The sequence below is a fragment of the Geothrix limicola genome (genome assembly GCF_030268085.1).
GTDB classification, from domain to species: domain Bacteria; phylum Acidobacteriota; class Holophagae; order Holophagales; family Holophagaceae; genus Geothrix; species Geothrix limicola.
On sequence record NZ_BSDE01000005.1, the window covers coordinates 271,691 to 294,418 of the forward strand.

20 protein-coding genes and 1 tRNA gene are annotated in these 22,728 nt (G+C 65.5%); 15 read left to right on the forward strand and 6 right to left on the reverse strand.

Features of this window, described 5'->3' with window-relative positions; genetic code table 11:
- The first annotated feature begins 101 nt into the window (after positions 1–101).
- The 3 genes from ybeY to QSJ34_RS13890 all read left to right on the forward strand — a co-directional run bounded on the left by ybeY (position 102) and on the right by QSJ34_RS13890 (position 2,411).
- A complete protein-coding gene (gene ybeY, locus QSJ34_RS13880; protein WP_285576248.1) occupies positions 102–833 on the forward strand; it encodes an rRNA maturation RNase YbeY in 732 nt (243 codons plus the stop codon).
- Between the two features lie 84 nt (positions 834–917).
- A complete protein-coding gene (locus QSJ34_RS13885; RefSeq protein ID WP_285576249.1) occupies positions 918–1,637 on the forward strand; it encodes a tetratricopeptide repeat protein in 720 nt (239 codons plus the stop codon).
- Positions 1,638–1,679: 42 nt separating this feature from the next.
- Positions 1,680–2,411: a YebC/PmpR family DNA-binding transcriptional regulator gene (locus QSJ34_RS13890; protein ID WP_285576250.1), complete on the forward strand. Its 732-nt coding sequence runs from the start codon at positions 1,680–1,682 to the stop codon at positions 2,409–2,411.
- A 199-nt stretch (positions 2,412–2,610) separates the two neighbouring features.
- On the opposite strand, the gene QSJ34_RS13895 is transcribed toward QSJ34_RS13890, so the two are convergent.
- Positions 2,611–4,260: a M14 family zinc carboxypeptidase gene (locus QSJ34_RS13895; protein ID WP_285576251.1), complete on the reverse strand. Its 1,650-nt coding sequence runs from the start codon at positions 4,258–4,260 to the stop codon at positions 2,611–2,613.
- Positions 4,261–4,263: 3 nt separating this feature from the next.
- A complete protein-coding gene (locus QSJ34_RS13900) occupies positions 4,264–4,734 on the reverse strand; it encodes a hypothetical protein (protein WP_285576252.1) in 471 nt (156 codons plus the stop codon).
- A 168-nt stretch (positions 4,735–4,902) separates the two neighbouring features.
- Here QSJ34_RS13900 and QSJ34_RS13905 point away from each other — a divergent pair, with 168 nt between their 5' ends.
- The 4 genes from QSJ34_RS13905 to QSJ34_RS13920 all read left to right on the forward strand — a co-directional run bounded on the left by QSJ34_RS13905 (position 4,903) and on the right by QSJ34_RS13920 (position 9,960).
- On the forward strand, positions 4,903–5,868 hold the full coding sequence (locus QSJ34_RS13905) for a Gfo/Idh/MocA family protein (protein WP_285576253.1): 966 nt from the start codon (positions 4,903–4,905) through the stop codon (positions 5,866–5,868).
- Positions 5,865–6,818, forward strand: a complete 954-nt coding sequence (locus tag QSJ34_RS13910) for a serine hydrolase domain-containing protein (protein WP_285576255.1) — start codon at positions 5,865–5,867, stop codon at positions 6,816–6,818. Before QSJ34_RS13905 ends, QSJ34_RS13910 begins: the two co-directional genes overlap by 4 nt.
- Positions 6,815–8,932, forward strand: a complete 2,118-nt coding sequence (locus QSJ34_RS13915; protein ID WP_285576258.1) for a SpoIID/LytB domain-containing protein — start codon at positions 6,815–6,817, stop codon at positions 8,930–8,932. Before QSJ34_RS13910 ends, QSJ34_RS13915 begins: the two co-directional genes overlap by 4 nt.
- An 80-nt stretch (positions 8,933–9,012) precedes the next feature.
- Positions 9,013–9,960, forward strand: coding sequence for a hypothetical protein (locus QSJ34_RS13920; RefSeq protein ID WP_285576260.1), 948 nt, complete (start codon positions 9,013–9,015; stop codon positions 9,958–9,960).
- 8 nt (positions 9,961–9,968) lie between these two features.
- On the opposite strand, the gene QSJ34_RS13925 is transcribed toward QSJ34_RS13920, so the two are convergent.
- Positions 9,969–10,400 carry a deoxycytidylate deaminase gene (locus QSJ34_RS13925; protein ID WP_285576262.1) on the reverse strand — a complete coding sequence of 144 codons (432 nt, stop codon included), beginning with the start codon at positions 10,398–10,400 and terminating at the stop codon, positions 9,969–9,971.
- A gap of 156 nt (positions 10,401–10,556) precedes the next feature.
- On the opposite strand from QSJ34_RS13925, the gene QSJ34_RS13930 reads away from it, so the two are divergent.
- The 6 genes from QSJ34_RS13930 (at position 10,557) to QSJ34_RS13955 (ending at position 17,101) form a co-directional block, all read left to right on the forward strand.
- Positions 10,557–11,621 carry a hypothetical protein gene (locus QSJ34_RS13930; RefSeq protein WP_285576264.1) on the forward strand — a complete coding sequence of 355 codons (1,065 nt, stop codon included), beginning with the start codon at positions 10,557–10,559 and terminating at the stop codon, positions 11,619–11,621.
- A 112-nt stretch (positions 11,622–11,733) separates the two neighbouring features.
- Entirely contained in the window at positions 11,734–14,031 is a 2,298-nt protein-coding gene (locus QSJ34_RS13935) for a glycosyltransferase family 4 protein (protein ID WP_285576266.1), read from the forward strand.
- Positions 14,028–15,485, forward strand: coding sequence for a glycoside hydrolase family 130 protein (locus QSJ34_RS13940; protein ID WP_285576268.1), 1,458 nt, complete (start codon positions 14,028–14,030; stop codon positions 15,483–15,485). The genes QSJ34_RS13935 and QSJ34_RS13940 overlap by 4 nt, the downstream gene beginning before the upstream one ends.
- A gap of 87 nt (positions 15,486–15,572) precedes the next feature.
- Positions 15,573–15,648 (forward strand) — tRNA-Arg (locus tag QSJ34_RS13945).
- Between the two features lie 14 nt (positions 15,649–15,662).
- Entirely contained in the window at positions 15,663–16,358 is a 696-nt protein-coding gene (locus QSJ34_RS13950; RefSeq protein WP_285576270.1) for a TatD family hydrolase, read from the forward strand.
- Positions 16,355–17,101: a tRNA threonylcarbamoyladenosine dehydratase gene (locus QSJ34_RS13955; protein ID WP_285576272.1), complete on the forward strand. Its 747-nt coding sequence runs from the start codon at positions 16,355–16,357 to the stop codon at positions 17,099–17,101. The genes QSJ34_RS13950 and QSJ34_RS13955 overlap by 4 nt, the downstream gene beginning before the upstream one ends.
- Here the strand turns inward: QSJ34_RS13955 and QSJ34_RS13960 are convergent.
- Positions 17,098–18,711: a hybrid sensor histidine kinase/response regulator gene (locus QSJ34_RS13960; RefSeq protein ID WP_285576274.1), complete on the reverse strand. Its 1,614-nt coding sequence runs from the start codon at positions 18,709–18,711 to the stop codon at positions 17,098–17,100. The genes QSJ34_RS13955 and QSJ34_RS13960 overlap by 4 nt on opposite strands.
- A 192-nt stretch (positions 18,712–18,903) precedes the next feature.
- Positions 18,904–20,529 (reverse strand): ATP-binding cassette domain-containing protein, encoded by a 1,626-nt coding sequence (locus tag QSJ34_RS13965; protein ID WP_285576276.1) that lies wholly within the window; start codon positions 20,527–20,529, stop codon positions 18,904–18,906.
- 210 nt (positions 20,530–20,739) lie between these two features.
- Between QSJ34_RS13965 and QSJ34_RS13970 the strand changes: the two genes are divergently transcribed.
- Complete coding sequence (locus tag QSJ34_RS13970; RefSeq protein ID WP_285576278.1) at positions 20,740–21,258, forward strand: nuclear transport factor 2 family protein; 519 nt, start codon at positions 20,740–20,742, stop codon at positions 21,256–21,258.
- 63 nt (positions 21,259–21,321) lie between these two features.
- Here the strand turns inward: QSJ34_RS13970 and QSJ34_RS13975 are convergent, their stop codons facing one another.
- Positions 21,322–21,792: a single-stranded DNA-binding protein gene (locus QSJ34_RS13975; protein ID WP_285576280.1), complete on the reverse strand. Its 471-nt coding sequence runs from the start codon at positions 21,790–21,792 to the stop codon at positions 21,322–21,324.
- Between the two features lie 99 nt (positions 21,793–21,891).
- On the opposite strand from QSJ34_RS13975, the gene QSJ34_RS13980 reads away from it, so the two are divergent.
- The gene (locus tag QSJ34_RS13980; RefSeq protein ID WP_285576282.1) at positions 21,892–22,635 is read left to right on the forward strand and encodes a gamma-glutamyl-gamma-aminobutyrate hydrolase family protein; all 744 of its coding nucleotides are present in this window, start codon (positions 21,892–21,894) and stop codon (positions 22,633–22,635) included.
- Positions 22,636–22,728: the final 93 nt, after the last annotated feature.

The window sequence follows — 22,728 nt, forward strand, 5'->3', positions numbered from 1 at the left end:
ACACCGATACAATTATTGCAACTAGAACTGAGACATTGACAAATGCCTCAAAACGAAACACAATAGGCCCTCTTTGATTGATCTTGTGGAAGGAATCGGCCATGGCACAGACTCGCCCCCCTTTCATGATCGATTGGTCCAGCCGCAGCAAAATGCGGGGCCCAGGCGAACAGTCGCTTGGCAAACTGCTTCATGATCTGAGAGATCGGCTCGCGCCAGATGCTCAGGGCATCTCTCTGACCTATGTCGATGATCGCGGCATGAGAAAACTCAATCGTGAACATCGCGGAAAAAACATGACAACCGACGTGCTCAGTTTTCCGTCAAGCGCGGAAAAGGGAGCGTTTCCGCATCTCGGCGACATCGTCATAAGCCTTCCCACCGCGGAAAAAATGGCCAAGAAATTCGGCGTGAGCCGGCGCCGTGAAGTCGAGACACTCGTCATCCACGGATTCCTTCATCTCTGCGGCCATGACCACGAGGTGGACCGCGGAGAAATGATGGCCTTGCAGGCCCAGCTAGAGCGGGAGCTGCTCGATGAGGAACCGCTGGCCATGAGCCTCAAGCGGGGACGCAAACCCGGGAGCAAGGTCAAGAAGCTGAAGGACGGCTCCCGCGTGGTCGTGACCGGGCGCGCGGCCGCCGCGCTGGTCCGCCGCGAACGCGTAAAGAAGGACAAGAAGGTCAAGGTCCGCAAGGTCGTGAAGGCGAAGGACCCCCTTCCCAAGCGCGGGCCAGGACGTCCCCGGAAGGAAGCCACTTCCCCCGCGCCGCCCCGGCGCATCGTGCGTCGCCGCCGCCCGAGCCCTTCGCGCAGCGGCGTGATCGGATAGACAAACCTCCACATGGCAAATGGGGCCGAAGGCCGATAAAATGGCCCTTTGGCCCGGCTTCGGGCCGTGCCATCCGGAGTTTCCGTGATCAACCTCCTCCTCGGCCTGGGCGCTGCCCTTGCCGTGATCCTGCTCTCCAGCCTGCTGCGGATCAGCCTGTGGATCAGCGTCCCCATCGGCATCCTCGCGGGCGGCGCCCTCTTCATCTGGCAGGGCCGCAAGGTGCAGCAGGAACTGGAGAAGATCTTCGGCCGCGCCGGTGAACTTCTTAAAAAGCAGCAGTTCGAAAAAGCCATCGAGGCCATGAAGGAGGGTTACCGGTTCTCCTCCCGCCAGTTCCTCGTGAAGGGCAGCATCGACGGCCAGATCGGCGTGGTGCAATACCTCCGCAAGAAGAACGACGAGGCCGAGCCTCTGCTCGCTTCCGCCTCCATGCAGCACTACATCGCCAAGGCCATGCTCGGCATCCTCCAGTGGAAGCGCGGCGAGAAGAAGAAGGCCAAGGAGACCTTCGACCTGGCCCTCAAGACGGGCAAGAAGGAGAGCCTTCTCTACGCTGTCTACGCCTACACCCTGGTGGAGATGGGAGAGCGCGACAAGGCCATCGAGATCCTCAACAAGGGCCTGGGTGTCTGCAAGGGGGATGAGCGCCTCATCACCAACCGCAACCTGCTGCAGAACGGCAAGCCGCTCAAGATGAAGGTCTACGGCGAACAGTGGTACCAGTTCCTGCTGGAGCGCCCCATGATCCGCCAGGAGGCGCCGCCCTTCGCCCGGATCTCCCGCCGCGCCCTGCGCGGCTGAACCGACTCGAACCCATCCCTACCGTTATTTCTGGAGCAAGCCATGTCAGGCCACAATAAATGGTCCACCATCAAGCACAAGAAGGGCGCCGCGGATGCCAAGCGGGGCAAGCTCTTCACCAAGATCCTGAAGGAAATCACCGTGGCGGCCCGCCTGGGTGGCGGCGACATCGGCAGCAACCCCCGCCTCCGCCTGGCCGTGGATCAGGCCAAGGGCAGCAACATGCCCAAGGACAACTGGGAACGTGCCATCAAGAAGGGCACCGGCGAACTCGAGGGCGTGACCTATGAGGAAGTCGTCTACGAGGGCTACGGCCCCGGCGGCGTCGCCATCCTCATCGAGGCCATGACCGACAACAAGAACCGCACCACGCCCGAGGTCCGCAGCTACTTCGCCAAGTTCGGCGGCGACCTCGGCGCCCAGGGCTCCGTGGCCTACCTGTTCAGCAAGCAGGGCCAGATTGTGGTGGAACCCGAGGTCTCCGAAGACAAGATCATGGAAGTGGCCCTGGAAGCCGGCGCCGACGACGTGATCAACGAGGGCGAAGCCTGGGTCATCAAGACCAGCCCCGAGGCCTACCAGGCCGTGAAGGATGCCGTGGACGCCGCCAAGCTCCCCGTCCTCGAAGCCAAGCTCATCATGGACCCCAGCACCAGCACCGCCCTCGAAGGCAGCAAGCTCACCAGCTTCCTCAAGCTCGTGGATCTGCTCGAGGACAACGACGACGTGCAGAACGTGTGGCACAACGGCGACTACGAGGAACCCGAAGACTGAGGTCCCGTGCCACACGCCCTCCGGCCGCACGCGTTTCTGGCTGCCCCCGATCGCACGCCGCACTGCGGCGCGCTCCCACTCCCCGCTGCGCGGGCTCGCGGAGGGGGGCCCCCGGCACAACGGCGACTACGAGGAACCCGAAGACTGAGGTCCCACTCAATCCTCTTGGCAAGCTCAGGGCGCCTTTCGGCGCCCTGAGTTATTCCTGCGCCTTGGGTTCGGGCCGGGTCGTAACCAAGGCTGCCACGGATTCCCCACGCCCCAGGGCCAGGATGGGGAACCTGGGCGGCTCGCCCCACATGCCGTCGCCCCGGATGAGGGCGCTGTGGAAGACCCCCCAGAAGACGAGGCTGTCCGTGCTGCGCGGATCCAACAGGTAGAAGGCCAGACGGCCGAGGGGCTGGTCGAGGGGGATGTAGAGTGCCTGGTCCAGGTCCGCGGAGGTCCAAGGCATCTGCATCTTCTTCGAGGGGGGTTCGGCTTTCCAGGCGCCCTGCAGTTCGAGCGTGAACACGCCCTGGTAGGCGGAGGGCGATACCTTGCGGTTCGTCTCCTGGAAGTTCAGGATCGCGAGGCTGCGCGGCCGGGCGCTGCCCTTCATCACCTTCAGGCCATGAGCCTGGAGCCTAGGCAGCACGGTGGGTGCGAAGGCCGGATCCACAAGGTACCCCGCCGGAGCCTCCACAAAATCCTGCCCCTCGAAGCCCACGAAACTCGGCAGGTTCAGGTGGGTGCGACTCTTCTCGCTGACGAGGCGCCCCTTCTCATCCCGGATCGGATCCACCCAGTCGAAGGCGGCCCGCTCGACCTCCTTCAGCTTCGCTGAAAGGGGCAGAAATACGGGGCCATGGTTCCATCCCGTGGTCCAGCGGGTCTGGGCATCGCGGATCTGGCTGCGGATCTCGACACGGTGCTCCGCCATCCAGGCGAGGCAGCTCAGCACAAAGCGACGGGTGTCCGAGATGCGGTCGGGCCAGCTGCGGTAGACGTAGCTTTCCGAAAGCACCGCCAGGCGGTTGCGCAGCGCCGGGTAATTGGTCAGCAGCCGCGGATGGGCGTCGTAGGTTTCCCAGGCCGTGGGCGGCTTTTCCGGCGTGGGCTTGTAGGGCACGAAGTTGCCGTAGTCGTACGTGGGCATGCCCTCGGCCTTCAGCCGCTCGCGGATGTCCACCAGCATCTTGCGGTTGAAGGCGAGCAGAGCTTCGTCGGCGCCCAGGGTGCAGGCGGGGCCGTGGGTGAGGTGGAAGCCGTGCGTGCTGCCGTTGGTCGTGTGCAGATCCAGCACCGCCGCGGGATCGAAATCGCCGAGCATGGCGAGCAGCCAGCGCGTGTTGGGCGCCGCCACCTTCATGAGGTCGCGGTTGAGGTCGAGGCCCAGCGCGTTCTCGCGCCGTCCCACGCCGCTTTCCGATGGATTGGGCTGCCAGGGCCGGATGGCCGGGTCCAACGCATCGGTGCCGTCGGCGTTGTAGGCGGGCATCACCACCAGATCGAGGTTCCTTCGCAGCAGCGGGTACTTCCCCTGCAACAGTTCCCGCAGGACCTGCTGGATCGCCTCCTTGCCTTCGACTTCGCCCGCGTGGATGTTGGCGTTCACGTAGACGCGCAGCGGGTCCGGGCCCGTACCCTTCAGGCGCCAGGCCAGCAGCGGCTTGCCCGTTTCCGTGGCGCGCGGCGCGCCCTTGGGCTGGTAGGGCTCCAGGCCTGGGGCCTCTTTGCGCAGGGCCTCCATGAAGGCGCGGACCTCGGCCACGGTCGAGGTCCGCCGAAGGTCCGTGCGTTCAGGCGTGGTTTGTGGCCACCCGGCGAAGAGGGAACTCCCCGCCAGGAACAGCGCGAGCGCACGCATGGATCAGTGGGTCTGGGAGGTGACCACGGCCGCGGCGGGAAGCTCCGGAGTGGTCTTCAGGCGGCTGCCGAACAGGCCCTTGTTGTAGACCGTGAAACTGGCGGCGAGGAAGAGCACCAGGGCCAGCAAGGCCGAACCGCGCTTGCCCGCGGCGAGGGCCTTGGGGGTCATTTCAGACAGGCCCACGAGCACGAAGACCAACAGCAGTTTGATGTGGAAATAATGGCCGTTCTTCAGGGGATTCTGACCGCCCTGAATGAGCATCACCAACAGCACGATGCCGACGATGAGCGCGAGCCGGAAGGGCCAGGCCACGAACTTCGCCCAGACCGTCGCCGCGAGGCCCCTGAGTTCCTCCTTGCCTTCCTCGAAGCCCGACAGCAGAAGGGCCACCACGGCAGCGCCACCTCCCGCTGCCAGGACGACGAAGTGCAGCCAGCGAAGGACATTCACAGCTTCGAGCTTCAGATTCATGATCACCTCGGGAAGAAGGCTTCAGGGTATCAGAGCGTCTGATCGGAATGAGTGGGGAGACCGCCCACTCGTCTTCGCTCGCGCTTCGTCCCCCCTTTGACCCCCACGTGAGGCCTGGGCCGAGCCCAGACCTCACGTCTGATAGGCTGGGTCTGTCAGGAGGATGTCATGTCCAAGCTTCGCGTGGCCGTCGTCGGTGTGGGGCATTTGGGCCAACACCATGCCCGGATCGCCGCCTCGGCCCCCGACGCCATCCTGAGGGCCGTGGTGGATCCCGATCCCGCGCGCGGCCCGGAGATCGCCGCCAAGTTCGATGCGCCCTGGGCCGCCTCCCTGGATCAGGTGCTGGCCGAGGTGGACGCGGTGCAGATCGCCGCGCCGACGGGCTTCCACCATGCCCTCGGGCTCCAGGCCCTGAAGGCCGGCAAGCACGTGCTGATGGAAAAGCCCCTCGCCGCCACCCTCGACGAAGGCGTCGCCCTGCTGAAGGCCCTGGCCGAAACCCGCGCCACCAAGCCCGGCCTCGTGGCACAGGTGGGCCATCTGGAACGCTTCAACCCGGCGGTCGCCGCCCTACGCAGCCGCGGCTTCAAGCCCCGCTTCCTCGAGGCGGTCCGCGTCTCGCCCTTCCCCGCCCGCAGCCTCGAAGTCGACGTGGTGATGGACGTGATGATCCACGACCTGGACCTGCTGCGCGCCCTCGTCGGCCGCCCGGTCATCGATGTGGAAGCCGTGGGCATCCCGGTGCTCACGCCCTACGCCGATCTCGTGAACGCGCGCCTGAAGTTCGAAGGCGGCGCCTTCGCGACGGTCACCGCCAGCCGGGTGGCGCGCAAGAAGGAGCGCACGCTGCGTGCCTTCGGCGACAAGGAATACGCCAGCCTCGATTTCGCGGCCCAGAAGCTCGAACTGCTGCGCCTCGTCATGGGCCCGGACGGCCCCCAGGTGCAGCCAGAGACCGCCGACATCGAGGAGGGCGAACCCCTGCGCCTGGAAATCGAGGCCTTCCACGCCGCCTGCCTCGGCCGCAGCCAGGAGGGCGTCACCTGGGAAGAAGGCCAGGAGGCCATGCGCGTGGCGGATCAGGTGCAGAAGGCCGTCGCCAAAAGCCTGGCGGACATCGGCAGGTCGTGAGCTGGTTCTACGACCTCGCCTCGCTCACCAAGCCCCTGGTGACGGCGCCGCTGGCGCTGGCCTTCCTGGATCTGGAGGCCGATCGGCGCTGGGCCCTCGGCTTCCATGACCGCGAGGCACCGCTCACCGTCCGGCAGTTGCTTTCGCATAGCTCGGGCCTGCCGCCCTGGCGGCCCTTCACGGGTGAACCCGTGGCCGAACAGCTGCGCCGCGATGTGCCCGAACACGCGCTCCTGCGCCCCGCCACACCGGGCCTCGCGACCTATTCGGACCTGAACTACCGCCTGCTGGCCGAACTGCTGGAAGCGGAGAGCGGGCTTCCCTTCGCGCGGCTCGGCACGACCAGCGGCCTCAACCCTGCGCCCTGGTCGGCGGCTCCCATCGAGGTTCCGGATGGACCTGACGCCGCAGCCTGGGCCCTGGCCACCAACGAGCCGCTTCCGCCCCGAAGGCCCGACCTGCCCCATGACGCCAATGCCCGCGCGGGCATGCGCGGCCACGCGGGGTTCGGCACCACCGCCGATCAGCTTCGCGTCGCCCTGGCTCGCTGGGTCGCTGCGGGCTGGCCCGCACACATGGCCGTGGAAGAAGCCGAAGGGGAGGGCGGCACCCGGTGGGGCCTGGGCCTCCAGGTGGCCTTCAAGGGCGGGGGAAGATTTGGACAGTTGTTGTCGAGAATTCCTGCTGGCTCCGGAATCCATGTCCTGGAGGATTCCACCCAGGACGCGCCGCCCGAGGCCCCGCCCCTCGAAGCGGAAGCCGGACCGCCCTCAGGGTGGTGGTTCCACCTGGGCTACACGGGGCCGGCCCTCTTCTTCCGTCCGGATGGATGCTGCCTGGCCTTGCTCTGCCATCGGCTGGGCCCGGGAGGCAGCCTGCTGGATGCCGAATCCCTCCGCCGTCGGCGCTGGGCGGCCCTGGCGCGATTCGTGGGACAATCCGGCGGATGAAGCGCCTTCCCGTTCCCGCCCTGGTTCTGACCATCGTCTCCGCCGCCCCTGCGCTCGTCGCCGCCCAGCCTCCTCTGCGGATCGGCCTCGACACCCAGGCCACCGAATGGATCGTCTCGCTTGAGGGTGGTGGCCAGATCTGCGACCGGTCGGGAAAACCGCTGATGAAGCTGGCGCCCGACGAGAAGCTGCGCATCTGGTGGGACAGCCGGGGCCTGTCGGATCCCACCGCCGAATATCGCATCCAGGTCGGCAAGCCCCACACGGCCGCGGAGGCCGCCACGCTGATGAAGCGCCTGAAAGAGTTGGGCGAGGCGCCCGACCGGCTGAAGATCCCGGATGCCGACACCTGGCGGGTCGTCACGGGTCATTTCCGGGAAGCCCGCGAGGCCGAGCCCGTGCTCCAGAAGCTTCAGGACCTGGGCTTCGAGGAACTCTGGGTGGCCACCGAACCGCGCCCCAACCAGCCCCACAAGGGCCGCGCCCTCTACGCCGTCACCGACCGTTACGAGCGCCGGGCCCTGCCGCTGGAGGGCGTGTGGCTGAAGCCCACCGGAGATCTGACCGCACTGCAGGGCAAGGGACGCTACCGCGGCAAGGTCGAGATCTTTCCCAACGCCCAGGGCCGGCTTACCGTCGTGAACACCCTGGATCTGGAGACCTACCTTCGGGGCGTGGTGCCGAAGGAAATGGGCGCCTGGGAATTCCCGAACCTCGAGGCGCTGAAGGCCCAGGCCGTGGCGGCGCGCACCTATGCCGTCGCCAACCGCGGCAAGCGCGCGGCGGACGGCTTCGACATGGGCGATACCGTGGCGGACCAGGTCTACGGCGGCCGAGACGGCGAGCAGTCCCTCACGGACCGCGCCGTCCAGGAGACCGAGGGCCTCTTCGCCACCTACGGCGGCAAGCCCATCCAGGCCCTCTTCATGGCCAACTGCGGCGGCCACACCACGGATGTCAGCCAGGTCTTCGGCGGCGAGGCGCCCTACCTCCGCGCCGTTCCCTGCTACCCGGCCAAACCCCTCACCCTGCCCTACAGCTCGGGCCAGCCCACCACCTCCGAAATCCAACAGCCCTGGCTGAGCTGGGAGCTGCTGCGCCTCGCCTCGGTGGCCATTCCGGCCTCCTGGCTGTCCGGCGAGCGCCTGGCCAAACCGGCGAGCCAGGGCGATCTGGCCGAACCCGTGCGGCTCCTCCAGCAGCGCCTCGGCGTGGAGGCCCAGCCCCTGGCGCGGGAGGGGAACCTCTACCTCGGCCTGGCCCGGGCCTTCGGCTTCCAGCGCCTGGTGGAAGGCCAGGAGCGGCCCCAGGACGCCGCCTACTTCCTGCCGGCGGCCCTCCCCGAGGATCGGCTGCTGGCGACCTTCCTCACCCGCCGCGGCATCGTGCCGGCCTCGGCCTGGGCCGCTTCTGAACCCGTCCCGCTCCGCCAGGCCCTCCAGGTGCTCGGGCGTCTGTGGCAGGAGTTGGAAGCTTTCGCACCCGGCGAAGGCTCCCTGCTCGCGGATCGCCAGGTGCGCCGCAAGCGGGGCGGACCCGAGCCCCTGGCCCTCGCCTCCAGCCTGCTGCTGGCCGAAGAGGGCCCCGACGGCAGCTTGCGCCTCGTACCCAACGCCGAGATCCAGGTGGGCGACCGCCTGAAGTGGATTCCCGGCGAAGGGGGTCCCGCCCAGGTGCTGGTGCGGCGCCTCGATCCCGACGGCGCAGCCTGGGACCGCTACAACCCCACGGCCCACTGGCGGGTGGAATACACCGAGGCCGACCTGTTGGACACGGTGCGCAAGCGCATCAAGGTCCCGGGCATCCGCGAACTGAAGGCCGACTACAACGATCAGGGCCGGGTGCAGGATCTGACCCTCGTCGACACCCAGGGCCGGCCTCACCGGGTGCACGGCATGCACATCCGCGGCCTGCTCGGCCTCAAGGACAACGTCTTCCGCTGGCTTACGGTGGGCCAGGGAGCCAGCCGCCGCTGGATCTTCTACGGCCGGGGCTGGGGCCACGGCCTGGGCATGTGCCAGACCGGCGCCTATGGCATGGCTCTGGAAGGCGCCTCCTTCCAGCAGATCCTTCAGCATTACTACCCCGGCATGAACCTCCAGCGGGTCGATTGACTTTTTGTCGTCAATTCCCATCCAGGGATTGACGGGGAGGGTGAACCGCCCCAGGTTTCCCTTCCATCGGGAGACTGGGTATGGCTATGGACGCTTGGATCCTCAGTGCGCCGCTGAAGGTGCTGCGGCAGGAGGATCATCCGTACCACGAAACCACCCTGGCCACCCTGGGGCGCCACGAGCTCGGCCTCTGCCGCTGCGAAACGGCGGCAGGCATGGGCAGCGAACTCTTCCTGGACGGCCAATCCATCTTCCTGCCCGGGGCTTCCGCCCCCGGCCGCCCCTGGTTCGACCTCTGCCGGGAACTCGGCTACGAGCCCGCCCGGCACTGGGACTGGGATCCGGCGCTCATCCTCTTCCATCAGGTCATTCCCGCCCTAGCGGCGGACTGGCACGAACCGCCCCTGAGCCTGAACGCCCAGGGCCTGCCCGATGGCGTGCTCAGCCTCGCCGGGCTGCGGCAGACTTTCGTCGAGGCCGTGGCCCGGCTCCGGCGTGAACTCACAGGCCCCGTGGGTGCCAAGGTGGCCGAGACCTTCGAATGGCTGCCCCTGCGGGCCGTGGTCTTCCATGACGACGCCCAGCTGCCGCTGGATTTCGAAGGCACGGGCCCCTGCGGCCGGGTCTCGCTCTGGCTGGGCATCCACCGGGATCGCCCCGTGGTCATCGATGGGCAGTCCCCCGCCTCGGTGTCGCGCCGCTGGGTCGTCGAGGATCTGGGGGATCGCTCCGCGGCGGAGGCCTTCCTGCAGGCCGCGGGCCTGGAACCCGAGCCCCCGAAGGGCTTCGAGGCCATCCTCCAGTCCGCGCTGAAAGATCTCTGCCACTGGATGGAGGGCCCGCTGGATGCCTACCGGCGCACCTATCCCGTGGGCATCCCCTGGCACCACGGCCGACGGGAACGGCTGCTGGGCCGCACGATCATCGATGTCCGCTTCGGCGACCACCCCATGCTCATCCTCGACGACGGCACCGAGGTCGCCATCAGCCCGGATCCCGTGCCCACCTGGGAGCATGGCGGGATCTGAACGGCCGCTCACGCTTCGTCGAGCTGTTCCCAGCGCACACCGAAGTGATCGAGGATGCCCTGGCGTTCGGCGCGCTCCTGATCGGCGATGCTGCTGTAGGGGTGCCGGAACACCACGCGCCGCACACCGCGACGCACGAGGGCGCGGCAGCAGGTGAGGCAGGGCTCGTGGGTGACGTAGGCCGTGGCCACGGGCCCGTCGCAGAAGCCCAGGGCGTTTTCTTCGGCGTGGCTGGTGTGCAGGCAGCGCTGGCCGGGCTTGCAGGTATCGGGCGTGCAGTGGGCCATGCCCGGCAGCGCGCCGTTGAAACCCGCCGCCGCGATGCCGCCGTCTGTGCGGAGCAGCACCGCACCGACCTTCAGGCGGCAGCAGGTCCCGAGCCGGCTCAGCTCCAGCGCCATGTTCATGAAGACTTCGTCCTTGAGCTGAGCGCGCGACATGGAATCCCCGGAATCCTCTCCATCATCGCAAGAACCGGCCAACCGCGGCTATTCAATGGATGTGAAGATCCATGGTCTGTGTCGTGCTCTCGATCACAGCCCTAAAGATTCAACTCAAGTCTCACATGCTCATACTTGGATATAAGCAGGTGATAAATGAGTCATCAATTATTAATCTCTCTTGCGTGGCTCACCCTGGCCACCGCCTTGCCGATTCAAGGACAGACCTGGGACGCCACCCGACAAGCCTCTGGCTGGGCCTTCCAGGAAGTGGATGGTTCCCTGGTCTTCTTCGATCGGACGGCCCAGTCGCTTCGGACCTGGACGAAAGAGAGCGGGCTGATCACCTCTCTTCCGGTGTCCCTGCCTCACATCCGGAAACCCTCGCAGATAGAACGACCTGCCGCTTCGCCCGCGACCAAAGTCGCCTCCGATTATGATGCCGCGGGCGCCATGCTCTACGGAACCGCCCCGGCTCAGCGAATCCAGCCCCCGCCATCGGCCACCACAGAGGGGACAACGATGCGGACGTTCGCGCCTGAGCGTTGGATCCTGGATGCCTACGACCGAATTTGGATGGCCTGCGGTGATCGCCTGGTCATTCTCGGCAAGGACGGAAAACCCGAGAGCACCCATGCCCTCCCAGCGCTCGTGGAGGACATGGCCACGGGAAAAGACGGCATCCTCCTCCTTTACCGCACCATCAAACCCTACTTGGAAAAGCGCGACCTCAGGACCGGCGCGGTGATTTGGTCGTTCGGCGACAGGAACCAGGCGAAGGACGCCCTGGCTCAACCGCTGCTGGTACCCTTGAACCACATGGCCCTCGGCCTGGACGGCACCGTCTACATTGCGGAAGGTGCCAGCCTAGCCTTCACAACCCTCGATCCTGCCAAGGGCCCCAGGGAAGCCGGCCAGACCTTCTTCACCTGCCGGGAGGCCATCCCCGCCCGCGCCGCGCTGGGGCGCGTGGGCCGCGGGCCCATGCTCTCGTGGCCGGGAAAGGACATCATTTTCAGCGTATTCACCCCGAACCAGGTCAAAGCTTGTGGCGCACCGGAATCTCAGGGTCTGCTGTTGGCCCGCTTCGACCTCACCAGAGGGACGTTGGAATGGATCACCACCCCCCTGGCTGAAGGTCATCGGCTGGTGGGACTCCTCGACACCGAGGCCATCTTCCTTGCGCCAAATGGTGGGTTGGCCTTCGCCCCCATCCATTAGGTTCCAAGCGAGCCTTCTCCGAGCCCGGCCAAAAAGGGGTCGGGGTGGTAAAATCGCTTCTGTACAACTGGGCGCGCCGCGACGTGTTGCAGGGACTGAGAGGGATACCTTGATGGACTCTACGCTTCCGGGCCGAATCGCCTTCCTCGGCGGGTATCTTCCCCGTCTGTGCGGAATCGCGACCTTCACCAGTGACATCTGCGAGGCGGTGGCCAGTGCGGCCCCCGAATCCCTCTGCTTCGCCGGCGCGGTGAATGATCGTCTGGACGCCTACAACTACCCTCCTCGCGTGCGTTTCGAGCTGGAGGAAAAGGATCTGGACTCCTACCGGCGTGCCGCGGATTTTCTGAACTTCAGCAATGTGGACGTCCTGTGCGTCCAGCACGAATTCGGGATCTACGGCGGCCCCGCGGGAAGTCACCTGCTGACCCTGCTGAGGGAAGTCCGGATGCCCGTGGTGACCACGCTTCACACCATCCTCCGCGAGCCGAATCCCGCCCAACGGAAGGTCATGGAAGAGCTGGTGCGCCGCAGCGACCGCCTGATCGTGATGGCCCACAAGGGCGCCGAGATCCTGCGCGAAACCTACGGCGTTCCGGACACCAAGGTGGACCTCATCCCGCACGGCATCCCCAACCTTCCCTTCATCGACTCCAGCTTCTACAAGGCGGAGCTGGGCGTGGAAGGCCGCATGGTCCTGCTGACCTTCGGGCTGCTGGGCCCGGGAAAGGGCATCGAGAACGTCATCGAGGCCCTGCCGGAGATCGTGAAGCGGCATCCCAACGTCGTCTACCTCGTGCTCGGCGCGACGCATCCCCATCTCGTCGCCCGCGACGGCGAAAGCTACCGCCTGGGCCTGGAGCGCCTGGCCGAAGATCGCGGCGTCAAGGAACACGTGATCTTCTACAACCGCTTCGTCGCGCTCGAGGACCTCAAGGAGTTCATCGGCGCCACGGATATCTACCTCACACCCTATCTCAACGAAGCGCAGATCACCTCGGGCACCCTGGCCTACGTGTTCGGCGCGGGCAAGGCCGTCGTTTCCACGCCCTACTGGCATGCGCAGGAACTGCTGGCCGAAGGGCGAGGCATCCTCGTGCCCTTCCGGAATCCCCAAGCCATCGCGGAAGGCGTGTGCGCCTACCTGGATGATCCCGCCCTCCTGCAGGTCACGCGAGAGCGGGCCTACGAGGTGGGCCGGGAGATGATCTGGCCTTCCGTGGCCCAGCGCTACCTCGAGTCCTTCCAGCGCGCCGGGTCCGACCGGAAAGCCTGGCCGCGCAAGGCCTTCGCCGAATGGACGCTGGCCAGCCGCCCCTATGACTTGCCACCTCTCCGGCTCAACCACATCGTGCGCATGAGCGACGGAACCGGCATCTTCCAGCACGCCACGTTCAATGTTCCGAATTTCCAGGAGGGCTACTGCACCGATGACAATGCCCGGGCCCTGATCCTTTGCAACCTGCTGGATGAACTGGGCGGCCGTCCTCCCGAGGAGAACCTCGATCGCCTGGCCACGAGCTACCTCGCCTTCCTTTCCGCGGCCCTCAACCGAGAGACCAACCGGTTCCGGAATTTCATGAGCCACGGGCGCCAATGGCTGGAGGATTCGGGAAGCGAGGACAGCCATGCCCGGGCACTCTGGGCCCTGGGCACCTGTGTGGGGCGTTCGCGCAATGAAGGCCACCAGCGGCTTTCGGCGCAGCTCTTCGAGCGCGGCCTGCCCGTGGTGGAAGCCTTCCGCTCACCGCGAGCCTGGGCCTTCACCCTGCTCGGCATCCACGAATACCTGCGACGTTTCCCCGGCCATCCCGAAATGGTCGAAGCCTGTGATCGGCTCACCCATCAGCTCGTCAGACTCTGGCATGTCTGCGCCACCGAGGATTGGCCCTGGTTCGAACCCATCGCCTCGTACGACAACGCGCGGCTGTGCCAGGCCCTCCTTCTGAGTGGCCAATGGATGCCCCACCCCGAAGCTCTGGAGATCGGCCTCAAGGCCCTCAGTTGGTTGGCCTCGCTGCAGAAGACCCAGGCGGGCCACTTCCGCCCCATCGGTAGCAACGGTTTCTGCGAGCGGGGCGGCGCCCGCGCGGACTTCGATCAACAGCCCGTGGAGGCCCAGGCCATGGTGGCCGCCTGTCTCGAAGCCTTCCGCGCCACCCAGGATGCGACCTGGTCCCGCGAGGCGAAACGGGCCTTCGAGTGGTTCCTGGGCCGGAACGACCTCGGCCTGCCCTTGTATGACTCCCGGAGTGGCGGCTGCAGTGACGGCCTCCATGAGGATCGCATCAGCGAAAACCAGGGTGCCGAATCGACCCTGGCTTTCCATCTCTCCCTGGCCGAAATGAATTTTGCGGAGCACCTCATCGCACATCCCCTGATCACCCTCCCCCTGATCGCCACCCCATGAGCGTCATCGAACTCCGCCACCATCAGACAACCCTCCTGCCTGAAAGCGCGCGGGTCATCCTCCGCCCCTTCATCCCCGGCAGCACCCACCGAATCACCACCATCATCGGCCGAGCCCTCGCCATGAGCGAGGAGGAAGCGTTGCGGGACCTGGAGGCCGTACTCAAAGACTTCGATTCGCGACACGTCGATATCGAATCCGTGCTCATGGCGAACTTCCAGAAGGTGCTTCCGCACGTCTTCACCCAGCGCCCGCTGTCCAAGGTGCGCAAGCTCCTGATCGGCGCGCTCTTCTCGGGGGAATACGCGCTGGAATCTGCGGCGCTCTTCAATCCCTCCATCGTCGCCCATCCCGACCAGAACGGCGTTCCCGAAGGGGCCCTGCGCTTCATCATGAGCCTTCGGGCCACGGGCGAAGGCCACATCTCCTCCATCGAATTCCGCTCGGGGCTCATCTCTTCCGGCGGTGGCATTCAGATCGATCCGGTCTCGCGTTTCGTCACCGTGCCCGAGCTCGACCCCAATCCCAGCTACAAGAAGACCCTCTTCATCGTGAAACTCCATGAGATGGGTTTCGATAACGGGGCCTCCGCCGACGTGATGGAACCCCTCTCCGAGGCCTTCACGCGAAGCGAGCTGAACCGCAGCGTGCTGCGCGTCCGGCGGGAGACCCAGCCCTCCACGCAGGGCCTCTCCAACACGCTCACCTGCATCCAATGGCTCGCCGATTCGAATTACGAGCTGCACTTCTCGCCGAAGCTCGCCCTGAGCGAGCGCATCATCTTCCCCGTGTCGGCCAACGAGAGCAACGGCATCGAGGATGCACGGTTCGTCCGCTTCGTGGAAGACGATGGCGCTGTGATGTACTACGCCACCTACACGGCCTATAACGGGCACGCCATCCTTCCCCAGCTCATCGAGACGCAGGATTTCCTGAATTTCCGAGTGCTGACCCTCAATGGTGCCGCCGTGCAGAACAAGGGCATGGCGCTCTTCCCCCGGCGCATCAACGGCAACTACGCCATGCTCTCCCGGCAGGATGACGAAAACCTCTTCATCATGTTTTCGGATAATCCCCACTACTGGAGCGACCCGGTAATCCTCCTGCATCCCGCTGAAAACTGGGAGACCGTGAAGATCGGCAATTGCGGATCGCCCATCGAAACCCCCGCGGGCTGGCTGGTGATCACACACGGCGTCGGCGCCATGCGGAAATACTGCATCGGCGCGGCCCTGCTTGACCTGGACGATCCGACGAAGGTCATCGGACGCCTGCGGGAGCCGCTGCTCGTGCCCGAGGGCGATGGCCGGGAGGGCTACGTGCCCAACGTGGTCTACAGCTGCGGCTCCATGGTCCACCAGGGCAACCTGATCCTTCCCTATGCCATGAGCGATCGGGCGACAGCCATCGTCAGCATGTCCCTGGACGACCTGCTGCACGAGCTGGGAGCCTGAAGGCCCCTTCAACCACCCATGATTGGCCCTTCAGACGCCCCTCCACGGAGGGTGCGACTTGACGCTAGAATGAGTGCTGCCGCGAACGGTCCCGTAGCTCAGCGGATAGAGCGACCGCCTCCTAAGCGGTAGGTCGTGGGTTCAATTCCCGCCGGGACCACCAATCTTTCAAAGCCCATGCGCACCCTCTTCGACGCCCATAGCCACCTCTCGGCGGTTCCGACTCCGAACCATCCCCGGGTGGTATGCGGCACCCGTGAGGCCGACTGGGAGGCCGTGCTGGCCCAGGTGGCCTCGGATCCCCACGCCCTCCCCATGCTCGGCCTGCACCCCTGGTTCGCCGCGGAGGCCTCGCCCGAATGGGCGGCACGCCTGGAATCGCTGCTGCGGTTGCACCGTGCGGGGGTCGGGGAATGCGGGCTGGATTTCGCGCGCAAGGAGGATTCGGACCGGGTCGCCCAGGAGGCGGCCTTCCGGGTCCAGCTGCAGCTGGCACACCGCCTTCATCGGCCCATGGCGATGCACGCCGTCCGCGCCTGGGGGCCCCTTATCGATCTGCTGCGCGAAGAAGGCGTGCCTGCGGCGGGAGCCATGGTCCACGCCTATTCGGGCAGCCCCGAAACGGCGCGGTCCCTCCAGGCCATGGGCGTCTTTCTGTCCTTTTCCGGCGAGCTCTTGAACCCGGAGCGGGTCAAGGTACGTGAATCCCTCCTCTCTGTGGACAGCCGGCTTCTGCTGCTGGAGACCGACGGCACGGCGGACCTGGTCCAGGTGGTACACGCGGCCTCCCAGATCCGTGGGGTCCACGCCGACGACCTGGCGGCGCAGGCCTGGGAGAATGGCCGGCGGTGTTTCAAGGAGCTGATGGCATGAGGTGGTATTCCCGCAGTGAGCTTCTGCTCGGAGAAGCGGCCCTGGACCGGTTGCGCGCATCGCGGGTGACGGTCTTCGGCCTGGGCGGTGTGGGATCGTTCGCCGTGGAGGCCCTGGCCCGCGCGGGCGTGGGCCATCTGCGCCTGGTGGATCACGATGTCGTCGGCCCCAGCAACCTCAACCGCCAACTCTTCGCGCTGCGCTCCACGATCGGACAGCACAAGGCCGAGGTGGCGGCGGCGCGGGTCCGTGACATCAATCCCGACTGCGACGTGGATCCCCGCGTCACCTTCATCCATACGGACACGCTGCCGGACCTGCTGGAACCGCGTCCCGACGTCATCATCGACGCCATCGACTCCATGACTTGCAAGGTGGCGCTCATGCGCACGGCCCACGAGCAGGGGATCCCCATCATCACCGCCATGGGCGCCGGCGGCCGGACCGACAGCAGCCAGCTCTTCGTGGGCGACCTCAGCCACACCCGCATCTGTCCGCTGGCCGCGCGGGTGCGCAAGGAGCTGCGGAAGGTCGGCATCACCAAGGGCATCCGCTGCGTCTATTCGCTTGAACCCGCCGACAACAAGCGCCCCGCCAACCCGCTCGACATCGAAGCCCACCGCGGCCCCGGGCGCGCGCGCAGGCCCGTGGGCACCATCTCGTACATGCCCGCCATCGTCGGGCTGAAGGTGGCCGAGGAGGTGCTCAGGATGTTGCTGGCCGTGCCGGTTGAAAACGACTAGGCGCCCGTCAGGGCGGCCTGGAGGATCTTGAGGAACTGGCTGCTCTGGTAGGGCTTGGCCAGGAAGCCCGCAAGGCCCTTGCCCATGAATTCCGCAAGGATCTCCTGCTCGCTGTACCCGCTGGTCAGCACGACGGGAACCTTGGGGTCCACCTCGTGCATGAGCAGGAAGGCCTGGCCGCCATCCATGTTGGGCATGGTGAGATCCATCAGGACCACGCTGATTTCCGAGTGGCGCAGTTCGAACAGGGAAAGCGCTTCCGCGCCGTCCGAGGCCTCCATGACCTGGAACCCGAGCCGCTCTCCCAGCCCCCGGGCGACGGCGCGGGCCGTGGGTTCATCGTCGACCACCAGCAGGATTCCATGCCCCTGCCACTCCGTACCGGTCGGAGCCGGCGGGGGGATGGCCTCGTCTTCCCGATGGAGCGCAGGCAGGAACAGCTTGAAGACCGAGCCGTGTCCCGGTTCGCTGTAGACCTTGAGACTGCCGTGATGGCTGCGGAGGATGCCCAGCATGGCGGACAGGCCCAGGCCGCGGCCCGTGAACTTGGTAGTGAAGAAGGGATCGAAGATCCGCTCCCGCACCTCGGGTGTCATGCCGCAGCCGGTGTCGCTCACCTCGAGCGTGACGTAGCTTCCGGAAGCCAGAGGCAGGGTGGGAAGCAGGCCGGCGGCATAGGCCTCGTCGACCGTCTGGACACCCGTCCGCACCGTGATCAGGCCGCTGTTCTCATCCCCGATGGCCTCCGAGGCGTTGGTGACGAGGTTCATCACGAGCTGCTGCACCTGGGAGGGGTCGGCGGTGATGGCGGGCAGCTCGGGCGCCAGGTCGTAGCGCACCACCGCTTTTTTGGAGATCGACACCGTGAGGAGCTGGGTCATCTCCAGCACCAGGCGGTTCAGGTTCACTTCGATGACCTGCAGGCGGCCCTTCCCCGCGTACGCCAGCAACTGGCGGGTCAGATCCGCGGCCCGCAGCGTGGCCTGCTCGATCTGCTGCAGGAAGGGCTGGGCCGGGCTTTCCGGCGGAAGCCGCATGGCTCCGAGGTTCGCGTTGCCCAGGATGGTGGTGAGCAGATTGTTGAAGTCGTGGGCGATGCCACCGGAAAGCACGCCCAGGCTTTCCAGTTTCTGGGACTGGCGCAGGGCCTCTTCCGCTTCTTTCCGCTGGGTGATGTCCGCGCGGATGGCGACGAACTGCACGGGCTTCCCGTCCTCCCCGAGGAAGGGAACGATGGTGGTGTCCACCCAGTAGAAGCTGCCGTCCTTCGCGCGGTTCTGGATCTCGCCCTTCCAGACCTTGCCACTGAGAATCGTGCGCCACAACAGCGTCATGAACGCCTTCGGGTGATAGCCCGAGTTGATGATCCGGTGATCCTGGCCCAGCAGCTCTTCCCGGCTGTACTTGGAAATCGCGCAGAACTTTTCGTTCACGTAGGTGATGCGCCCGCGCGCATCGGTGACGGCCACGATGGCGTGTTCGTCGAGCGCGCGCTTGAAATCCTCCAATTCCCGGATGGCCTTGGCCACGCGCGAAAGGGGCCTGGAGTGCTTATCGGAGCCGAGCGATTCCTCCGAGGAGGCCTCCTTGGTTCCATGCCGCAGCGTCACGGATCGCTCGCTTTCCGGGTTTGAATACAGACAGACCCGGACTCAATATAGATTGTTCTTTCCACTAGGCAAGAACTGCAAATAAGTTGTTAAAAACAAACACCTAACTAGCCTTGCACCTGCTGATCCGCGGGCAGACAAACCCTGACCCGCAAGTCGGGGGATGCGGTCCCCTACGACCCGGTGGGGACTTCAGCGTCCCGTGGGCGCGTTGTATTCGGCGTACGTGCCCTTGAAATCCTCGATGCCGTCATCCGTGAGGTGCCAGATGCGGGTAGCAACTTCGTCGATGATGTCCTCGTCGTGGGTCACCAGCAGGATGGTTCCCTCGTAGCGCTGCAGGGCGTCGTTGAGGGCGATGACGGCTTCCAGATCCAGGTGGTTGGTGGGTTCGTCCAGCACGAGGATGTTGGGCTTCTGCAGCATCAGCTTGCAGAAGAGCAGACGGCAGGACTCGCCGCCGCTCAGCACGTCGGTCATCTTGTTGCCTTCTTCGCCGCGGAAGAGCATCTGCCCCATGACGCCGCGGATCTGCTCCTTGGTGGCGTCGGGATCGAACTGGTGCAGCCAGGTGACGAGCTCGTAGCCCTTGGGGATGCTTTCCGCGAAATCCTGGGAGAAGTAGCCCACGTTGGCTTCGTGGCCCCACTTCACCTCGCCCGCATCGAGCTTCAGGCCGGCTTCGGTCACCTGGGGCGCGTTGGCCAGCAGGGCGTTGAGCAGCGTGGTCTTGCCAATGCCGTTGCGGCCCATGAGGGCCACCTTCTCGCCACGCTGCACCATGGCCGAGAAGCCCTTGATGACTTCGTGACGCCCCCCTGTCCCATCTTTATCGGTGTCGTAGCCCTTCTTCACGCCTTCGAATTCCAGCGCGTAGCGGCCGCCGGGCTTCGCCTGGTTGAACTTGATGAAGGGGCGCTGGATGTTGCTGCGGGCCAGGTCGCTGGGCTGGAGGCGTTCGACTTCCTTCCGGCGGCTGTTCACCTGACTGCTGCGCGTGCCTGCGGCGAAGCGCTGGATGAACTCGTTCAGCTGGGCGATCTTCTTTTCGCGCTGGGCGTTCTCGGATTCGATGCGGCTGCGCACCTGGATCTTGGCCATGACCATGTCGTCGTAGCCGCCGGTGTACTGGATGATCGTCTGGTAGTCGATGTCGGCGATGTGGGTGCAGACGTTGTTCAGGAAGTGGCGGTCGTGGGAGATGACCACCACGGTGCCCTTGTAGCGGCTGAGGAATTCCTCCAGCCAGTGGATGGAGTCCAGATCCAGGTGGTTGGTGGGCTCGTCCAGCAGCAGGGCCTCGGGGTTGCCGAAGAGGGCCTGGGACAGCAGCACGCGCACCTTCTGGCCGCCCTGCAGCTCGCTCATCTTGCGCTCGTGCAGCGCCTCGGGAATGCCCAGGCCATCGAGCAGCACGGCCGCATCGCTTTCTGCGGTATAGCCATCCTCGTCGGCCACGATGCCCTCGAGCTCGGCCACGCGCATGCCGTCCTCGTCAGTCATCTCGGCCTTTTCGTAGATGGCGTCGCGCTCCTGCAGCGCCTTCCAGAGCCCCGCATTGCCCATGATCACCGTGTCGATGACGCGGAACTGATCGAAGGCAAACTGGTCCTGACGGAGGATGCCCATCTTGCGGGGGCGGATCACATTGCCCTGCTGCTGCTCCAGTTCACCCGCGAGGATCTTCATGAACGTGGATTTTCCCGCCCCGTTCGGACCCGTCAGGCCGTAGCGCCGGCCCGGGTTGAAGGTGGTGGTGACATCCTCGAAAAGGATCTTCGCGCCGTAGCGCATGGTGACATTTTGAACTGCGAGCATGGCTTCTCCGGAACCCTCCATGTTACCGCATGGCGCCGGTCCGCCCCAGGACGAAGCCGCGCTCGCACCATTGCTCTCTTCTTAGAGGGCTGAATACTCATCAGCAGCTCTATCACTCTTTTTTCTTGACGACCCAGTTGTAGCAACAGCATCCTTTCAGCACTCCAAATCCACCAAGTCGCTTCACCGCCACCTTCCACAGGAGGAACCATGCGGATGCGCACCCCCCTTCCCTTCGTCCTCGCGGGCCTTCAGATCCTCGCCGCGGGCGAGACCAAGGCCCCCGAAGCCGCCGTCCTCAAGGCCCAGTTCCAGAAGGCCCACACCGCCTTCGCCAAGGCCTTCGACCACAAGGATCTGGATGGCTTCATGTCTCATTTCACGGCGGATATCGCCTACCAGGAAAAGGACGGCACGAAGCGCGACTTCGCCGGACTCAAAACCTTCATGAAGGGCCTCATGGACTGTCTCGAGAAGACCCACAAGCACGTCCACACCGTGCACAGCGTGACGGTGGATGGCGCGGAGGCCCATGCGAAGGTCAGTGAAACCTGGTCTTTCGACATCGTGGACCGCATCTCGATGTTCGGGCCCAAGGACGCACCCCACAAGATCGCCGGGGAAGAGGCTTACGACGAGACCTGGGTGAAAGACGGGAATGACTGGAAGGTGAAGGCCACCACCATGACCCAGGAGAAGATGATGGTGGACGGCAAGCCAGCCCAGTAAGGCCGGGAAGCCCACGCAGAAACGGCGCCGAACGGCGCCGTTTCTGCGTGGTGGGGAGGCCGATCAGAACGGGATGTCGTCATCCGGGAAGCTGCCGCCGCCCGCGGGGCTGGGGGCGCCGTGATCCTCGAAATCCTGGGAACCACCACCGGAGGCGCGGCCACCGTAACCACCCGAATCACGCCCACCGCCGCCCTCATCCATGCGGCCAAGCATGACAAAGTTGTCGCAGCGGATGTCGCAAGCGGTCTTCTTCACGCCGGCCTGGTCGGTGTACTCGCGGTACTGGATGCGGCCCTCGATCATCACCTGCTTGCCCTTGCGCAGGTACTTCTCGGCGATCTCAGCCTGCTTGCCCCACACGACGATGTTGTGCCACTCGGTCTTGCTCTGCTTCTCGCCGGACTGGTTCTTCCAGGTCTCGGTGGTGGCGACAGAGAAGCGGGCGACGCTCTGGCCCGAGGGCGTGGCCTTCAGTTCTGGGTCGCGGCCCAGATTCCCGATGAGCATGACTTTGTTCAATGAACCGGACATGACGTCCTCCTTATGTATCGGCGGAGCTCTCCGCCTCACCGTCGACTCAGACCATCTGAGGGGGTGGTAGGGTGTTGAGGATTCCGCCGAGGGAAAGTCATGTCAAGCGGCAACTCAAAGCTCCTCCTTAGCTGCAAAAACAAGTCCGGTGCAGAGAAGCATTACCTTCCCGCCCTCGGCATGGCCGGCTGGACCGGCCCCATCCACCTGGTGGCCCCCGGGGATCCCCTCCCCGACCTGGCTGAGGTCGCGGGCCTCCTGCTCACGGGCGGCTACGACATCCATCCCTGCCATTGGAACGGAGACGAGCCCCTGCATCCCAAGGCCGAGGTGGACGCGGATCGCGATGCCTTCGAAATTCCCCTCGTGCGCGCCGCCTGGGAGCGGGACCTGCCGATCCTCGGCATCTGCCGCGGCGAGCAGGTGCTCAACGTGGCCCTGGGCGGAAGCCTGATCCAGGACATTCCCGACCACTACGGATGCGAGCCGACGCGCCATCAGCATGGCACCTCCGACGTTCCAGAGATGCACCATCGCGTCCAGTTGGCTCCCGGTTCCCGCCTGCGAAGCCTGCTGGGCGAGGATGTCTTCCTCGTGAACAGCCGCCACCACCAGGCCGTGAAGCATGTGGCGCCGCCCCTCGCGGCCGTGGGTTGGCACCTGGATACCACCCACACGGAAACCGGCCCCATCGTCGAGGCCATCGAAGCCATCGATCCCAGGCGCTGGGTCTTCGGCGTGCAGTGGCACCCGGAGAACCTCGTCACGCTCAAGGGCCCCGCCGGAGACGCCGCGCGCGATCTGTTCCGGGCCTTCATCCGCGAGGCCGCGGGCCGCCCGTAGCCTTCAACGCACCGTCATCGGAACGCTTGCGCGAAGACCCGCGCCAGCACTGTAGATAACGCATATATCTTCAATGAAGAACGGGTCTCATTT

Bases quoted from the DNA above. Each gene is read 5' to 3' on its own strand.
- ybeY (WP_285576248.1), top strand. From the start codon at position 102: ATGGCACAGACTCGCCCCCCTTTCATGATCGATTGGTCCAGCCGCAGC.
- QSJ34_RS13890 (WP_285576250.1), top strand. From the start codon at position 1,680: ATGTCAGGCCACAATAAATGGTCCACCATCAAGCACAAGAAGGGCGCC.
- QSJ34_RS13895 (WP_285576251.1), bottom strand. From the start codon at position 4,260: ATGCGTGCGCTCGCGCTGTTCCTGGCGGGGAGTTCCCTCTTCGCCGGG.
- QSJ34_RS13900 (WP_285576252.1), bottom strand. From the start codon at position 4,734: ATGAATCTGAAGCTCGAAGCTGTGAATGTCCTTCGCTGGCTGCACTTC.
- QSJ34_RS13905 (WP_285576253.1), top strand. From the start codon at position 4,903: ATGTCCAAGCTTCGCGTGGCCGTCGTCGGTGTGGGGCATTTGGGCCAA.
- QSJ34_RS13915 (WP_285576258.1), top strand. From the start codon at position 6,815: ATGAAGCGCCTTCCCGTTCCCGCCCTGGTTCTGACCATCGTCTCCGCC.
- QSJ34_RS13920 (WP_285576260.1), top strand. From the start codon at position 9,013: ATGGCTATGGACGCTTGGATCCTCAGTGCGCCGCTGAAGGTGCTGCGG.
- QSJ34_RS13925 (WP_285576262.1), bottom strand. From the start codon at position 10,400: ATGTCGCGCGCTCAGCTCAAGGACGAAGTCTTCATGAACATGGCGCTG.
- QSJ34_RS13930 (WP_285576264.1), top strand. From the start codon at position 10,557: ATGAGTCATCAATTATTAATCTCTCTTGCGTGGCTCACCCTGGCCACC.
- QSJ34_RS13935 (WP_285576266.1), top strand. From the start codon at position 11,734: ATGGACTCTACGCTTCCGGGCCGAATCGCCTTCCTCGGCGGGTATCTT.
- QSJ34_RS13940 (WP_285576268.1), top strand. From the start codon at position 14,028: ATGAGCGTCATCGAACTCCGCCACCATCAGACAACCCTCCTGCCTGAA.
- QSJ34_RS13950 (WP_285576270.1), top strand. From the start codon at position 15,663: ATGCGCACCCTCTTCGACGCCCATAGCCACCTCTCGGCGGTTCCGACT.
- QSJ34_RS13955 (WP_285576272.1), top strand. From the start codon at position 16,355: ATGAGGTGGTATTCCCGCAGTGAGCTTCTGCTCGGAGAAGCGGCCCTG.
- QSJ34_RS13965 (WP_285576276.1), bottom strand. From the start codon at position 20,529: ATGCTCGCAGTTCAAAATGTCACCATGCGCTACGGCGCGAAGATCCTT.
- QSJ34_RS13970 (WP_285576278.1), top strand. From the start codon at position 20,740: ATGCGGATGCGCACCCCCCTTCCCTTCGTCCTCGCGGGCCTTCAGATC.
- QSJ34_RS13975 (WP_285576280.1), bottom strand. From the start codon at position 21,792: ATGTCCGGTTCATTGAACAAAGTCATGCTCATCGGGAATCTGGGCCGC.
- QSJ34_RS13980 (WP_285576282.1), top strand. From the start codon at position 21,892: ATGTCAAGCGGCAACTCAAAGCTCCTCCTTAGCTGCAAAAACAAGTCC.